The organism is Nocardia rosealba (assembly GCF_020216065.1).
Lineage (GTDB): Bacteria > Actinomycetota > Actinomycetes > Mycobacteriales > Mycobacteriaceae > Nocardia > Nocardia rosealba.
In genome coordinates, this window is the sequence record NZ_JAIWNA010000002.1 from 712,860 (window position 1) to 728,692 (window position 15,833).

10 protein-coding genes are annotated in these 15,833 nt (G+C 69.0%); 8 read left to right on the top strand and 2 right to left on the bottom strand.

Annotation, left to right across the window (positions count from 1 at the left end; genetic code table 11):
* Positions 1–121: 121 nt before the first annotated feature.
* From LDL21_RS10225 to LDL21_RS10255, 7 genes are all read left to right on the top strand, one after another.
* On the top strand, positions 122–697 hold the full coding sequence (locus tag LDL21_RS10225; RefSeq protein WP_067489596.1) for a TerD family protein: 576 nt from the start codon (positions 122–124) through the stop codon (positions 695–697).
* Positions 698–794: 97 nt separating this feature from the next.
* A complete protein-coding gene (locus LDL21_RS10230; RefSeq protein ID WP_225279789.1) occupies positions 795–1,574 on the top strand; it encodes a M12 family metallopeptidase in 780 nt (259 codons plus the stop codon).
* Between the two features lie 105 nt (positions 1,575–1,679).
* Positions 1,680–3,644, top strand: a complete 1,965-nt coding sequence (locus LDL21_RS10235; protein ID WP_225279790.1) for a trypsin-like serine peptidase — start codon at positions 1,680–1,682, stop codon at positions 3,642–3,644.
* 22 nt (positions 3,645–3,666) lie between these two features.
* Complete coding sequence (locus LDL21_RS10240) at positions 3,667–4,890, top strand: peptidoglycan DD-metalloendopeptidase family protein (RefSeq protein WP_225279791.1); 1,224 nt, start codon at positions 3,667–3,669, stop codon at positions 4,888–4,890.
* 26 nt (positions 4,891–4,916) lie between these two features.
* Positions 4,917–7,787: a hypothetical protein gene (locus LDL21_RS10245; protein ID WP_225279792.1), complete on the top strand. Its 2,871-nt coding sequence runs from the start codon at positions 4,917–4,919 to the stop codon at positions 7,785–7,787.
* Positions 7,784–9,871 carry a WD40 repeat domain-containing protein gene (locus tag LDL21_RS10250; protein WP_225279793.1) on the top strand — a complete coding sequence of 696 codons (2,088 nt, stop codon included), beginning with the start codon at positions 7,784–7,786 and terminating at the stop codon, positions 9,869–9,871. The genes LDL21_RS10245 and LDL21_RS10250 overlap by 4 nt, the downstream gene beginning before the upstream one ends.
* A complete protein-coding gene (locus LDL21_RS10255; protein ID WP_225279794.1) occupies positions 9,864–13,307 on the top strand; it encodes a hypothetical protein in 3,444 nt (1,147 codons plus the stop codon). Before LDL21_RS10250 ends, LDL21_RS10255 begins: the two co-directional genes overlap by 8 nt.
* 35 nt (positions 13,308–13,342) lie before the next feature.
* On the opposite strand, the gene LDL21_RS10260 is transcribed toward LDL21_RS10255, so the two are convergent.
* A complete protein-coding gene (locus LDL21_RS10260) occupies positions 13,343–14,206 on the bottom strand; it encodes a caspase family protein (RefSeq protein ID WP_225279795.1) in 864 nt (287 codons plus the stop codon).
* A gap of 209 nt (positions 14,207–14,415) precedes the next feature.
* On the opposite strand from LDL21_RS10260, the gene LDL21_RS10265 reads away from it, so the two are divergent.
* Entirely contained in the window at positions 14,416–14,820 is a 405-nt protein-coding gene (locus LDL21_RS10265; protein ID WP_181697130.1) for a hypothetical protein, read from the top strand.
* 138 nt (positions 14,821–14,958) lie between these two features.
* Here the strand turns inward: LDL21_RS10265 and LDL21_RS10270 are convergent, their stop codons facing one another.
* Complete coding sequence (locus LDL21_RS10270) at positions 14,959–15,699, bottom strand: hypothetical protein (RefSeq protein ID WP_225279796.1); 741 nt, start codon at positions 15,697–15,699, stop codon at positions 14,959–14,961.
* Positions 15,700–15,833 lie beyond the last annotated feature (134 nt).

The window sequence follows — 15,833 nt, forward strand, 5'->3', positions numbered from 1 at the left end:
GATCAGGCTGTATACCAGACTTTTTCGGGTCCCCGGCGAGCCGTCGTCGCGTCGCTACTCAGTGCTAGTGTGCGAATCGTCGGCGCCCTCTGTGCCGCGTTGATCGATGGGAGTAATCGGTATGGGTGTCAGTTTGTCCAAGGGTGGCAACGTTTCGCTGACCAAGGCGGCGCCGAACCTCACCGCTGTCGCGGTCGGTCTCGGCTGGGATCTGCGGACCACCACCGGCACGGACTTCGACCTCGACGCCAGCGCCATCGCGCTCGGCGCCGACAAGAAGGTCGTGTCCGACAAGCACTTCGTGTTCTTCAACAACCTGAAGTCCCCCGAGGGCGCGATCGAGCACATCGGTGACAACCGCACCGGTGAGGGCGAGGGCGATGACGAGGTCGTCAACGTCGACCTGGCCAACACCCCGCCGACCATCGAGAGCATCGTCTTCCCGGTCTCGATCTACGACGGCCTCACCCGCAACCAGTCCTTCGGTCAGGTCCGCAACGCCTACATCCGCGTGGTCGACCAGGCCAACGGCGAGGAACTGGCCCGCTACGACCTGTCCGAGGACGCCTCGACCGAAACCGCCATGGTCTTCGGTGAGCTGTACCGCAACGGCGCCGAATGGAAGTTCCGCGCGATCGGCCAGGGCTACGCCTCCGGCCTCGAGGGCATCGCCCGCGATTTCGGCGTCAACCTCTGATTCCTCCCGCACGGGGCCGCACGGCGCGGCCCCGGGCGGTTGATCGGGTAGTGCGCTACGCGCGCGAGGGCGGTGAGTCCGCCGCACGCTGAAGTGCATGACTATCGAGAACTCTTTCACCCATACCGAGGCCACCGGCGAATTCCGCTCGGGCCCGGAGGCAGGCGCCAGCCCGATCGGCAGTGTCGGACACGGTGTGCGCGAACTGCGCTACGCGGCGGTCGACGAGCTGGCCGTCTTCGAGGGCGACATCGTCCTCGGCACCCTCGCCGAGATCGACGAACGCCGCAGACTCGAAGGCATCGTCGTCACCGGCGGGTTCTTCCGCTGGCCGGGCGCGGTGGTGCCGTTCGAGATCGATCTGGGTCTGCCCGCCCCGCACCGCGTGCACGACGCGGTCGCGCAGTGGCACGAGCGAACCAGGATCCGCTTCGTCCCACGCACCGCGCAGCACCCGGACTTCGTACGCTTCGTCCCGAGCACCGCGAGCCGTTCGGCGGTGGGCAGGCAGGGCGGTCCGCAGACGATCGAGCTCGCCGACACCGCCCCGGTGGGCACCGTCGTGCACGAGATGGCCCACGCGCTCGGACTCTGGCACGAACAGAGCCGACAGGACCGCGACGCCTTCGTGGAGGTGCGCCTCGCGCACGTCGACCCCGCCCATCGCCACAATTTCGCCCAGCACATCACCGACGGTGACGATGTCGGCGGCTACGACTTCGGCTCCATCATGCATTACCCCCCAACGGCTTTCAGCGTCGACGGCAGCCCGACGATCGTCGCGCGCGTGCCGTTGCCGCCGGGCACCGGCATGGGCCAGCGCACCGCGCTCTCACCGGGCGACGTAGCCGCCGTCCACGCCATCTATCCCGGCTGAGCCGCGGGCGCGCGGAATTCGAGTGGTGCACTACTCGTGTCCACCACCACCTTCGGCGCCCACGCTGACAACACCAGCACACACTCCCCGGGCGAGGTGACCCCCATGGATACCGAGAGCGAACGCACCGACGCATGGCGCGAACAGATGGACGCCGCATCGCGGCGGTTCGCCGACACTGCCGAGCAACGCGAAGAGGTGGAACGCAGACGTGCCGCCACCGAGTCGGTGGTCGTCGACACGAAAGAGCAGATCGTGGCCCGCGCCGACCGATTGCTCGTCACCGGGGAGGTGCCCGCCACCGCGGTGATCGAATTGGGCAGGCACGACCCGGTCGACGGCATCGGCTCCCTCGAGCGGGTGATCGGCTTCGCCAACGAGTTACAGGCGGTGAACTTCCTGACCCGTGGGGCCCGCGCGGCGCAGGCGGTGGCCCGGATCTCGCTGAACGACAACGGCCGCCAGATCCCCGTCGGCACCGGCTCGATGGTGTCGCCGCAGCTTTTGCTCACCAACAACCACGTGTTGCCGACGGTGGCGGATGCCGCGTCGGTGGTGGTCGAGTTCGGGGCCGAGGTGGCGGCGAACAACGTGCCGGGCCCCACGGTGCACTACCGGCTGGCGCCCGAGGACCTGTTCGTCACGAGCGAGCACCTGGACTACACCCTGGTGCGGGTCGCACCGAATGCCGACGGTTCGTTCGCGGGTGGGGAGTTCGGCTGGAACAAGTTGATCGCCGAGCCGGGCAAGATCGTGATCGGTGAGGCGATGAACGTCGTCGGGCATCCCTCGGGCAGGCTCAAGGAGATCTCGATCCGCGACAACCGCCTCGACCTGCAGCTCGAGCATTTCCTGCACTACCACTCCGACACCGAACCGGGTAATTCCGGTTCGCCGGTCTTCAACGACCAGTGGGAGATCGTCGCCCTGCATCACGCCGGCGTGCCGAAGAAGGACGACAAGGGCCGCGTGCTGCGCAAGGACGGCAAGCTGTGGCAGCGCGGCGACGGTGACGACGCCATCGAGTGGATCGCCAACGAGGGCACCCGGGTGAGCGTGCTGCTGCGCGACCTGGGCTCCCGCAGCTTCGACCCCGCGCAGCGCGCCCTCCTCGACGAACTCGGGCCGACCGCCGCTCTGCCTGTCGTCGAGACCGTGACAAGGTCTGTGCCACAGCCTGTTCTGGTACGGGAGAGCACCGTTCGCGGGCTGCGCGGACGACCGGTCGGGGCGGCCGGCCGCAGCGTGCTGTTCCTGCACGGTCGCGGTCAGCAGGGTCGTGACCCGGCCGAACTGCGCCGCACCTGGACCGCCGGGCTGAACAAGGGACTCACCCTCGCCGGCCTCGGCCCGCTCGACCCCGCCGACGCGTACTTTCCGTTCTACGGTGACCGGCTCGTCGAGAGCATGGACACCCGCGAAGCCGTCGACACCGGCCCCGCTCTCTACGAAGAACTGGTCGCCGAGGCCGCCCAGCGCGCGGGGATGCCGACCGACCTGCCCGCCGACCCGCAGACCCGTGAACTGTTCGGCGGTTTCGGTGCGGTACTGCTGGACCGCTTGCACGACCAGCTCGGCTGGATCGCCGCCCGCAGCGGACTCGATTCGGCGCTCATCGGCGCCATCTTCAAGGACGTCGCCGCCTATCTCGACGACGAACGGGTCCGCAAGAGTGTGCTCGACGCGGTGCTGGCCGACGTGCCGAGCGGTGGTGAGCTGGTCCTGGTGAGCCACAGCCTCGGTACCGTGGTCGCCCTCGATCTGCTCACCCAGCTGCCGCAGGAAGTGAACGTGCGCATGCTGGTCACCGCGGGCAGCCCGCTCGGCCTCGACGGGGTGTACCGCAAGCTGCTCACCGGTGGGGCGAACCGGCCCGAGCGCGTCGGCGAGTGGCTCAACACCTGGTACGCGGGCGACCCCATCGCCATCGGCTGCCCGCTGAGCCGGGCGTGGGGAGCCGGGCTGCGCGAGGTTCCGGTCGAGAACCCCAAGGAACGCGCGCACGACATCGCGGAATATCTCGCGCACGCCGCCGTCGCCGCCACCATCGGCGGCGCGCTGTCCGCATAACTCTCACGAAGGCAGGTGCACCATGACACTCGAACTCGGCGACCACGTCTGGTACTGGAACGGCCGGATGTCGACGGACAAGAACATTCCGCGGGCGCAATGGTTTCCCGGCACGAACCCGCACGACCCCACCGACTACGGCGGGCACGGCAAGGAGATCTTCCACTACGTGATCCATGCCGACGAAATCGCCCGTGGCCGACCACATATGCGTAATCACGAGGGCAGTTTCGCCTGGCTGAACAACAATCCCGGCAATATCACCGGTGCGCCGGGCGGCCCCGACTACGGCCAGTATCCCGGCAAGTTCAACTGGCACAATTTCCTGGTCTTCCCCTCCTGGGGCGCCGGGTATTTCGCGATCGCGCAGCTGCTGCGATCGGCGTCGTATCGCGACCTGTCGATCCTCGACGGTTTCGCCCGCTATGCTCCCGCCTCCGACGGCAACGATCCCGCCACCTACGCCCAAGCGGTCGCGAACGCGCTCGGCATCTCCGTCGACACCCGCCTCGGAGATCTCGACGACGATCAGATGCGGGTGGTGCAGGACAAGATCCAGGAGATCGAGGGCGCGGTGCCCGGTGCCAGCCTGGCCTGGGATTCGGAAGAGGTACCACCCGAGATCGCCGCCGAGTTGCCGGCGTTCCGGCGGGTCCGCCGTCCCCGTGCGCTCGCCCGCGGGGCGTTCACCGTCGACATCTCCGCCCCGGTCGACCCGTCGGGGTACACGCAGGCGCACGGCGGCCCCCATCAGGGCGGGCATCAGGGACCGAACTGGTACATCGAGTACGGCATGGACCTCGGTGGCGTGGCAGGCACGCCGGTGTTCGCGGCCTTCGACGGTCACATCACCCGCTTCACCCCGCACAACCCGGCCGCCGACAGCGGAAAGGTCTACGGCGCACAGATTTTCGTGCGTGCACCCAACGACATGATGGGTGGTTTCTACACCCACCTCACCGATGTGCCAGCGGGTCTCGGACCGGGTTCGACGATCTCGCGCGGCGACTTCCTCGGCACGGTGCTCGGATTCGGCGGTATTCCGCCGCATCTGCATCTCGCGCTGGTGGAGATCATCGGCGGTGCGCCCGGCGGCCAGTATGTCGGCGTCGATCTGTACCAGACCTTTCTCGCGCTCGAGACTTCCGAGCCGGGGTCGGTGGTGACGGTGACCTTCTCCCAGGACGGATCGGCGCCGGGCGAGGGTATGAGGGCCGGCCCCGCCGAATCCGTGCCGGTCGGCTAGCGCACGGGTCTGCGAAGGGACGACCGATGCGATACGTGCTGCTGATCCGTCCCGAGGATCACCTGGTGCTCGGGGTGAGCTGGACCGGATGCGTCCCCGACGGCACCGGCATGCTCACCGCCGGGGACAACGCCCGGCTGACCGTGCTGTTCCCGCCGCAACACGTGGGGGAGGAGTGCTCGCCACCGTTCTCGGACGCACCACTGGTGCTGGCGGCGGGGACGACCGGGGCGTCGGTACCCGGTTGGCGCGGGGTGCTCGCCGGTCCGAGCCGGATCGTCGTGGGGGTGCCATCGGGGCAACGAATCCCCTTGACTGTCCAGGGGATTCTGGATGCGGTGGCCACCGTGCCCTTGGTCGTCGACCCGGGCGCAACCGCCATAGAGGTTCCCTGGCGCACCGTCCTCGTGCCTGGTGGCAGGATGGCGCGAGAGGTTTCGCGCAGCCGTGCGACCCCAGCTGATGGGGCGCTACCCAGTACGGGGTCGCTGCCGGAAACTTCCCCGACCGCTCCAGACAGAGGCAGCGCCGGGCTCGCCGGTCGTGGCCCGAGTAGGTCCGGTGACGACTCGGTCGTCTGCAGACACACCGGTGCCACCGCGCCGAACGGAGTGCGTGGGCTCTGGCGCACCAGGCTGGTAGCCGCGGAAGCAACAGAGGCAGTGACTCCTTCGGATGCCCGGTTGTCGGTGCGCGTGGTCGACCACGACATCGCGAACACCCTCGATCCCGACTTCGGGCCCGACAACTCCCTCGGCACCCCGCGCGCGACGCGCACCCGCCTGGTGGCCGAGACCGCGACCAGCCCAGCCGACGCCTCCCGCCTGGAACTGAGCTCCCTCGGTGCCACCCTGCACGTCAAGGGCACCTGGGCGGCGTTCGAATGGGAGCAGCGCGCGGTGCTCGGCCGGGACATGCTGGTGCGCACCCGATTCGAAGGAGCGCTGTACCCGCTGGGGCATCGTGCCGAGTACCTCGAGATCGTGACCAGGGAGTTCGACGCGTCGACCGGTGGGGCGGCGGTGCTGCGGCGGATCGGGGTGCTCACCGTTCTCGAACCGGTACGTCACCCGCCCGACGACCCTGCCCTGCGCCGCCGGTTCCCGCTCGGCGCCGTGGAGATAACACAGACGACCTTCACCGACCTCGAATCGCCGAATGCCGGGGGCTGGCAGTTCACGGGGCTGCCCGGGGTGGGTGAACAGGCCACGCACTTCCTGCCGACCACGATGGCCGGGTTGCCGGTGCGGTTCCCGATCCGGTGTGTCACCGCGACGGGCGTGGTGACGTTCGGGGTACCGCTGCTGTTCGTCGCCGAGATCGACCTGGGTACCGGCACCTCGCTCACCGATCCCGGTCTCGCACAACGGCTTCATGACGACTACGGCACCGTCTCGGTGTCGATCGCACCGACACCGCTGGATCTGGCCGGGGCCGGTGGCCGTGGTCGCGGCGACATCCACGAGGTTCACGGCTTGACCCTCGCAGGCCTGGCCGAGCATTCCCCGGCCGCCGGGTACCGCGCCGGGCTCACCCAGCTCGACATCGCGCTGCCTGCCCTGCGGGTGCTGCGCGGAGACGACCGCCGCACGTCGGTTCGCCTGGCGGAGAACTACCTACGCGACGGCACCGCCGACGTGCTCATGGAAATGCTGCCGGACCAGGCCCGCGATATCGACTTCGCCGGCGACGCCGCACGCTCGGGTGGTCTGCTCACCCCCAAGTACGTCGCCGACGCTATCTCTCGCACGCTCGGCCCGGTGAACCTGCGGGCACTGCCCAACCCGGCGACCGGACTCATCGACCCGGTTGCCCTGTTCCCCTCGGATCAGGCCCAGCTGCTGGGCTTTCCGTTACGCACCCTGGTGACCCAGCTGCGACTACCACCAGAGATCACCGCCGTACCACGCGTCGGCGCACCACCGGAAGTCCACATGAACTGGCGCGATATCGCCCTCCGGTCGGTCGGCACGTTCGTCGCCGGACCGGGCACCCGGCTTGACCTGACCATCGTCGCAGCGTCCGATCGAAACGAAACCCGGTGCACGGTCAAGGAATTCGCCCTCGAACTACCGCCGGGCCCCAAGCGGGTGCTGCGCCTGAGCTTCGCGGCTCTGACCTTCACCCAGCGCGGCGGCGCCGCACCCGAGGTCGCCGTCGACGGCCTCCGGGTCGAGTTCGTCGGCGCCCTGAATCTGCTGAAGGAACTCCAGGATCTGGTGCAGCTGGGGGACACCGGCAAGATGCTCGACGTCAGCGCCCGTGGCATCACCGTCCGCTACGCCCTGCCGTTGCCACCGGTCACCGCCGGGGCGTTCGTGATGCGCAATATCGCCCTCACCTCGGCCGTCGACATCCCGTTCGACGGCAGACCGGTCGGGTTCACCTTCGGGTTCGCCAGCCGGGCGAACCCCTTCCAGCTCGCGGTGATGATGTTCGGTGGTGGCGGCTACCTCGAGATGCAGCTCGACGGCGACGGGCTGCGCCGCTTCGAGGCGGCCCTGGAATTCGGGGCGTTCGTCGCCGTCGACTTCGTCGTCGCCTCCGGTGAGGTGCACGCGCTCGGCGGCGTGCGGTTCACCCTCGAATCCGACGGCGCGGTCACCCTGTGCGGGTACCTGCGCATCGGCGGCTGTGTCGAGGTCCTCGGGCTGATCAGCGTCTCGATCGAACTGTGCCTGTCGCTGACCTACCGATCCGAACGCAACGCCCTCGTCGGCCGCGCCACCCTGGTGATCGAGGTCGACCTCACCCTCTGGTCCGACAGCGTGGAAATCGACAGCGGCGAATGGGTGCTCGCGGGCGGGGCGGCTCGTAGGCCTGCACTGCGCGACCGTGACACCGCACTGGCTCAGTGGCTCGAATACCGGGCCGCCTTCGCAGGAGTAGGGCAATGAACGAAGCCGAGCACTTCCGGGTAGTCGCCGATGTGGCATTGAACCACCCGGTGAGCCGGGTTGCGGTGAGCCGCGACGGCCGGCGGGTATTCGCGGGCACAGGGTGGTCGCTGTTCGGGAACGACGGCGGCGGCACACCGGGATCGAGCATGGTCGACGGAACCACGGGACAGGTGCTCTGGAGCAATGCGGGGGCCAGATGCTTCGATGTGGTCTTCACACCCGACGGCGAGTCCTTCGTGTTCACGGGTGTGAACGACGCCGAGGAGCGGTGGGTGTCGCTGTTGCGCACCGCGAGCGGCGAGGAGGTGTGGTCGCACCGGGGTGGCGGTTTCCTCGAACTCAGTCCGGACGGCACCCGACTCGCCCTCATCGGGATACTCGACGACGGCGCGGGCGGCGAGTTCGCACAGAACATCGTGTTCGACGCGGCGAGCGGCGCGGTGCTCTACCGGCAGGGAAACTCCATGACTCGGCCCCGATTCCGGTCCGATTCGACGCTGCTGTGCACAGGATGCCCCTCGCTGGTCGACCTGGCGACGGCAACGCCGCGGTGGCAGCTCGGCGATCACACGAACATTCCGTCGGCCGCCGACTTCACCCCCGGCGGTGACGGCGTGATCTTCGCGAGCGCCACCTGGGGCACCATCACCACCTACGAACTCGAGGTCGACGCGACCGGCGCCGCTGTCGCGCGCGGCGCCGTCGACGCACCGGAACTGGCGAACATCAACACCTGGTTCGAGAGCCTGTTCTACAGCCCCGGTCGCGAAACCCTTGTGCGCGTGGGCAACAACGACATCGCTCTGCTGTCGGTGATCGACGGTGGCGTGCGCAGGACGCTGCCGGTTCCGGGGAACGGTCCGTTCGCCGGTGCGTTCCTGCCGCGCGGCGAGCGGCTCGCGGTGAACGTCGCGATCCCGCCCGCGACGGACCCGGCCGGGGTCAGCGTCATCGAGACCACCGGCGAGTCGGTGATCTGGTCGGATCCGGGGCGCACCGTGTGGCACCTCGCGGTCACCGGTGACGGCACCGGGCTCGTCACCGGCGGTGAGAGTTCGGTCCGTGTCTACGAATTGGGCACCCCGGCGCGGTCCCGGCGTGACTGCGGCGCCCGCATCGGCGCCGTGGCCGCCAGTGCGGGTGCGGCCGGAATCGTCGCCGCCGCGGCCGAAGCGAAACTCGTCGTCTTCCGCGCCGCGACCGGTGAGCTGATGCTCGAACGGGTCCACCCCGGTCCGATCGGCGCCGTGGCGGTGAGTCCCGACGGACACGGTGTAGTCACCGGCAGCAGCGACGGCCGGTGCAGACACTTCGACACCCTGACCGGCGCCCGGTGGACCGCGCGCCACAACGGGGCGGTCAACGCGGTGGCCTTCAGCGACGACGGAACCCGAATCGCCACCGCGAGCGCCGACCGCACGGCCCGCTTGTTCGACCGGGTACCGGGTGCCGACCCGGAGAATGTCACCGAGCTGTGGTCGCATCAGCATCCACTCGCCGTCACCCATGTGGTGATCGGTCCGGCGGCCGCCTGGGTCGCCACGGTGGCCCTGGATCGCAAAGTGCGACTCCTGGCCGGGACCACCGGAACCGAAGCACATCCACCGTTCGAACACGACGCCAAGATCCGGGGGTTGTGTGCCCGCGCGAACACGCTCGTCACCGCGAGCGAGGACGGCAGCACCCTGGTGATCGATGTGTCGACTGGGGTGCGGCGCCTGCGGATCGAGCACCCGGGACCGGTGACGGTGCTCGCCCTCGCACCCGATGCCGGTCTGCTCGCCACGGCGCGCGGGCAAGTCCTCGACCTGTGGCGTATCGACGGTGAGCGGGAGGTCCTGGTGCACCGGCTCACCGCGCGGGCCACCGTCAACGACCTGGTCTTCGCGGCGAACGGCACCCTGATCGTGTCCGCCGACGACCCGGTCGTCGCCGTGATCGACCCGGTCGGTGGACAAGAAATCGACCGTTTCCTGCAGCCCATGCCGATGAGCCGGCTGGCCGCAGGTGCCGACGGCCGGGTGGTCGTCGGCGCCTGTACCGACAACGTCGCGCGCGTGTACGAGGTGGACCATGAGTGAAATGCTCTGGGTGGCAGTGCCTTCCGGACGGGACGGCGCCGAACTGGCCTTGCGGGTACTGGTCGTCCCGAGGCTCGCCGAAGGCACCCTGGTCGACTTCGGACTCGCGGACTGGCCGTCACTGCTCAACGATCAGACCGGTTTCGAACTGCGCGTGCGCACCGATGCGGGGGAGCGGGTCGTCGCCGCGACGCCGCGCCTGGTCGTGCGGGCCCGTTCGGAGCTGTGGCACGAATTCTTCGGTGGCGAAGCGGGTTTCGTGCGCCAGTGGGAGGAGCGCACGGTGCGCCCGCCCCAGGTGTCCGACACGGCGGCGACCGCGACGAAGGTCGCCGCGACCTTGCGCACCGTCACCCGCGCCGGCGCCGAACGCCCACCGGAGGAGACCGAGGCGGCGGTGCGCGAGCAGATCGCCACCTGGGACGGCACCACCACCCCACCCGTCCCCGACGACAACGAACCGCCCCCGCCGCTCGTCGCCGACTTCCACCGCACGGTCGCCAACCTGCGCGAACACCCGGCGGTACTGCTCGAGCTCGGCCTCGTCTTCGAACTTCGCTGTTCCGCGACCGACCTGCCCGAGGGCAGCGCGCTGCTGAGTGTGCGCTGCGTCGACCCGCCGTTCCTGCGCAACCTGGTCACCACCCCGTGGACCCGATACGAACTCACCGCGACCGACTTCCGGCCCGCGCCCGATCCCGCGGCGTCCTCCGGCATCCGCGCGGGCATGCTCGACCTGTCGGACTCGGTCTCGCTCACCGACCCCGCCGCGCCCGCCACGCAGCGTGGCTGGGCCATCGCGACTTTCGACATCGACGGTGGTGCCGACGGTTTCCGCCAGGCCGCCCACGACTTCGCCGCCAACACCCCGGCGAATCCGGTGTTGCCCCCGGTCCGCTCCAGCGGCATCACCCTGCTCCAGCCCGGCCGCGGCCGGGCGTACCGCGCTCGTAGCGGCGCCGGTGCGCGACGATCCCGCGACCTCGGTGACGCCGTGTTCACCGCCGAGGACCTCGTGCTCGGCTACCGCGTCGACATCCGGCGCGAGGGCGCCCCGTGGCTGTCGGTGTGCGCCCGCGATGCCGGCTACCGCGTGAACGGTGTCGATATCGTCGCGGGCCGCGAGGAGGGGCATGTGAAACCGTTCGCCGCCGTTCGCGGCGCGGACGGGCAACTGCGCGCCGACGAGGTGGTGTTGCGTTGGGACGGATGGAGCCTCGCGCTTCCGTCGCCGAACCTGCGCGGCGATACGAGCGGGCCCGCGCGTAACCCCGCGCAGCCCTTGCCTTTCGACTTCACCTGGAACTACACGGTGCCGCCGCGCAGCATGCCCGCGCTGCGTTTCGCCGACCTGTACCAGGTGCGGGTGCGCATCGCCGACATGGCCGGTGGCGGGCTGACCACCGCCGAACTGGACGACGCCACCGTGGCGAGCACGGCGGTGAGCTATCTGCGGCACGACCCGGTGCCGCCGCCTCAGGTGCACGGGCCCGCCGCGCTCGCGGCAGGCGCGGCGGTCACCCGGCTGGTCATCCGCAGCGATGCGGATCGCGGCGTCGCCGACCTGCACGCCGAGAACCCGGACTACCCGGTCCGCGACACGCGTGTCCTGCGCGCACCCACCGCCGCGCTGTCGCTGGTCGAACAGCACCGCATGCTCGACGAACGCACCGACGAGGAGTCCTTCCAGCTCGCCCAGCGGGCCATGGACACCGACGGTAGCGGCGCGGGCCTGCCCGACCCGGTCGCCAGCGGGGTGCGTGCCCAGGTCCGGGCAGGCGAGGCGGGACTGGTCGCACCCATCGGCGACCACAGCGCCTGGTCGCCCGCATGGCCACAGTACGCACCCAAAACAGTGGAACTGCACGACAACCCGGGTGCCGAACCGATCACCGTGCGCTGGAACGGTGACGTGCTGAGTGTCGGGCTCGCCCAAGGCAAACAGGCCAGGATCGAGCTGAGCTCCACTCTGGACGGCGAACTGTCCAATCATCTGGCCATCAGCGACGCCCTCGCCGGCGGTGCGGGGGAACCGACGATCTCGCCCGACAGCACCAAGCTCGGCCGCAATCCCGCCGTCACGCCCCCGGTGCGCATCGAAGTGGTACACGCGGTGAAACGTCCACTGCGCGAGCCTGTCTGGGAGCTGCCGGAGGAGGCGGTCCATCGGGAACCGAACGACCCGACAGCGTTGCTCACCCCGATGTTCACCGACACCGGTCTCGATCCGCACAGCACCGGCCGCCTCCGGTTCTCCGCCGCCTGGACCGACGTCACCGACGCCGGAACCCTCGCAACCACCGCACACACCCCGACCACACTCACCGATGTCCACAGCCAGGTCGTCGAGCCCGGTGAGATGCCGACGGTGCGGTTCCGGCACGAATTCGGCGACACGCGCCACCGCACCATCACCTACACCCTCGAGGCGGTGAGCCGTTACCGGCAGTACTTCGCGGCCACCGATCCCGAAGCCGACTTCGCCGTCGCCCGCGCGCAGGCCCCGGTCGTCGTCGCCTCCAGCGCCCGACCGACGGCACCGGTGGTGCTCGGGGTCGTCCCCGCCTTCGCGACGCGCGTCGCCAGGACCGGCGCCGATCGACTCGAATTCAGCAGGGACAGCGGCCGCATCCGGGTCGAGCTCGCTCGCCCCTGGTACGAAACCGGCGAGGAGGAACAAGTGGCAGTGGTGCTCGCGCCGACCACGGATCCGACTCCGACGGTGGCCGCCACCGTGAGCCGGGCCGGCCGCGACCCGCTGTTCGGTACACCGGATCTGCCCTCGTTCCCGCAGCTCTCGTGGTTCCCGGCGGCCGTCGAACCGGGGGAGGTGATCATCCCCGAGCTCGGTGAGTTCGTCGCTGTCGCACCACATTCGGTGTCACCCGGAGGTGACCGGTGGTTTGCCGACGTGGAGATCGCTGTGCCACAGGAACATCAGTCCTATCACCCGTTCATCCGGCTCGCGGTCGCCCGCTACCAGCGACACAGCCTCGACGGAATGAGCTTGTCACCGGTCGTGGTCACCGACACGGTGCCGTTGCTGCCCGACCGGCATGTGGTCGTCGATCGGTCGGGGAACGAATTACGCGTCGGTGTGGCGGGTACGTCACCGAATCCGCTGAACCGGTTGGAGCTGCGCCTGGAATCCTGCCCAGCGGGCCTCACACCGGAGGCGGTCGACCTCGTCGTCGACGATCCGGCCGACCAGCAGGGCCTGGCGGTGTGGCGGCCGGTCGGCTCGTCGGTCGAACGGGCCGAGGACGGCGGCATCGCGGCCCTGATGCTGCCCCCGACCGCCGATCATCTGCGCCTTCGCCTGTGGGAAACCGAGAACCTCGTGGGACCGGAAGCCGCGGAAGTGCCCGCTGAATTGCGGAGGCGCACAGTCTTCGTCGCCACGATGATGATCCCCCCGGAGTGGTATCGAGTGTGAGAGGGGTGCGGACGCCACCCCGCACCTCCCACTTCTCACGGCGTGAACGGACGTTGTTCGAGGAAATCGGCACCCGCGTTGAGCGGGTACAGGTTCGGCACCTGATCCGGCGGCATGATGTTCATGATCTGCCGATGGAACTGGGTGTACCCGCCGGCGAAAGCACCGTTGGCCCACACCTCGAGCAGCGACCCCGTGAACTGGCCGTTGACCGGCCCGTCGTAGGACAGCTGCGAATCCTGGCAGCCCGACAACAGCACCACGCTCGCGCGCAGGTCCGAGCGTGACTGCGGGCCGCTCAAACGCTGCACGAACGAGTACAGCTGCCTGCGCCGCTTGTTGTCCTCGGACTGCACCTCTCGCGGCATCGCCTTCGGACTGCCCTGCACCACCGTGGGCGCGGCCGGTGCGTCGGCGTAAGCGCGCTCGGCCACGTCGGCGATGGCCGCACGGCTGTCACGGGTGAAGGCGTCGCGCACCACGGTGCCGCTGTGACAGCTGTCCGAGCACACCACCACCCGCACACCCGCCGCGAACTGACGCCACATCTGGAACAGTTCGTCGTCGACGATCTGGCGGTCGAAGGCCACCCAGGTCTCGTCCTGATTGTCGTCCTCCTCGCCGTCGACGTCCCACGCCTGACCGCCGTGCCCGGAATAGGTGATCAGCACGAGATCACCCGGCTGCGCGTTGGTCGCGAGCTGACCGATCTCGCCGATGATCGCGAACGAGGTGGCCGCGCTGTCGAGCAAGGTCACCGAAGTGGCGAAGCCTTGTGCGGCGGCCAGTGCCGCCATGGAATTCGCGTCGTTCACGCAACCCGCGAGTGCGCCGTCCCAACCGCCATAGGCGGCGGGATCGACCCGATTCAAACCGATGTGCAACGAATATCCGCTCACTGCCGTTCCTCCATCCGAGCCGGAATTGTCGAAAGTCGCCGAATTATTCGGCGCTTCTCATCCTCGGGATGCGGCGCCGCCACCGATAGCGTGGCGGACTACCCGAATGCGGCGGGACGCAGTGGGGTAGTGGATTACGCATTCGGCGGGCCGGGTCCGCGCGCGACCATTGAGGCACAGAGATTTTCCCGCCGAGAAAGGGCAGAGAAATGTTGCAGGAAGACAGCAGTGACGCGGTCGTCGCGGCGAGCGCGGACACCGTGGAAGACGCGGATTTCGAGTCGACCAAAGCGGGATACTCCGCCGTCGAGGCGATGGGCACCCGGGCCATCGGGGAAACGAACATCACCTCGATCTTCTGGGCGCAACAGGGGTTGCTCACCCACGGCACCGGCGCCTGGGTATTCGGTTTCCCGAATGCGACGGTACGGGCCGACAGTCAGGTCTCGGTGAGCCTCACCGAGCGGGACAACAACGGCACCCCGTTTCTCGGATTGGCGACCACACAGGTGCTGAATGTGGTCCCGCACGCCGACGGCACCATTTCGGTGCGATATCACGTCGGCTGGAGCAGCAATATCAGGGTGCTGTTCAATTTCATCATCGTGAATTGAACACCCGGCAGTGTCGCGGTCCACCGGGCCGGGCCGACAGCGTGGTCGGTTTCGGGTCACCGGTGTTCTGCGGCAGTCGCGCCAGCGCTTGTAGCCGACAACGAGGTCGATCGCAGGCGGGCCACGACGTCCTGCCGTCTAGGACCTCGGTCGTGTTCGGGCCGATGCGGCGAGAACCTGCTCGGTCTTGGTGGCGCCGGTCGCGATCGCCAGGCCGAGCCCGTGTACGGCGTCCTCGAGTGCCTGTTGCGCGGCGGCGGCGCGCAGATGCAGGTCGACGGGCGAATCTCCGGGTGCCGCGCTGATTTTCATCGCGAGCTCGAGCAGGTCGAGGTCACCCGTCTGCCAACGCTCGACATCGGCGTACAGGGCGCCCAGCGCGACACCGGTCCACCGCAGAGCGGTCACCGGGCCCCGCGCGCGCAGCCGGTCGACCGCGACACCCGGTGGCGTGCAACTCACCAGGAACTGTCGCTGCGCGGAGGCGAGGGCCTCGGTGACATCCACCCTGCGATCCACGAAAGCACCGACGGAACCGGCAGGCCACCCACTGATCGCCGACGCCGACAACATGCGCCGGGTACCGCACCAATCGCGTTCGATGCGGTACCGCACCCCGTCGTCGAGGAACGGGCGTGCCCAGCGGCCGGTCAACTGGGCGGGCGAACACGGGCGCAGCTTCACGGTGAGGTCGTCGTCGGCGCCGCTGCGTAACCGGATGACCATCCGCCCGGTCAACAGGTCCGGTGAGCCGGCCAGGGTGGGTTCGGCGAACCAGATGTCGCGGACAGCGGCCGCCGCCGAATCACAGCCGAGGTGTCGCAGCGCAAGCGCGACATCGGTGTCGAGGTTGACCTTGATTTCGATCGGCGTGATCACCCGGAGCCCCTTCGGTCGCTGGTAGCGGACACGACGCGATGTCCACGGATCAGCGTCGCCCACCCCGGCCGGGCCGCGCGCGCGTAGTCCGCTACCCCATCACGGCGCGCTCCGCTCACCCATAACGCTGAAGT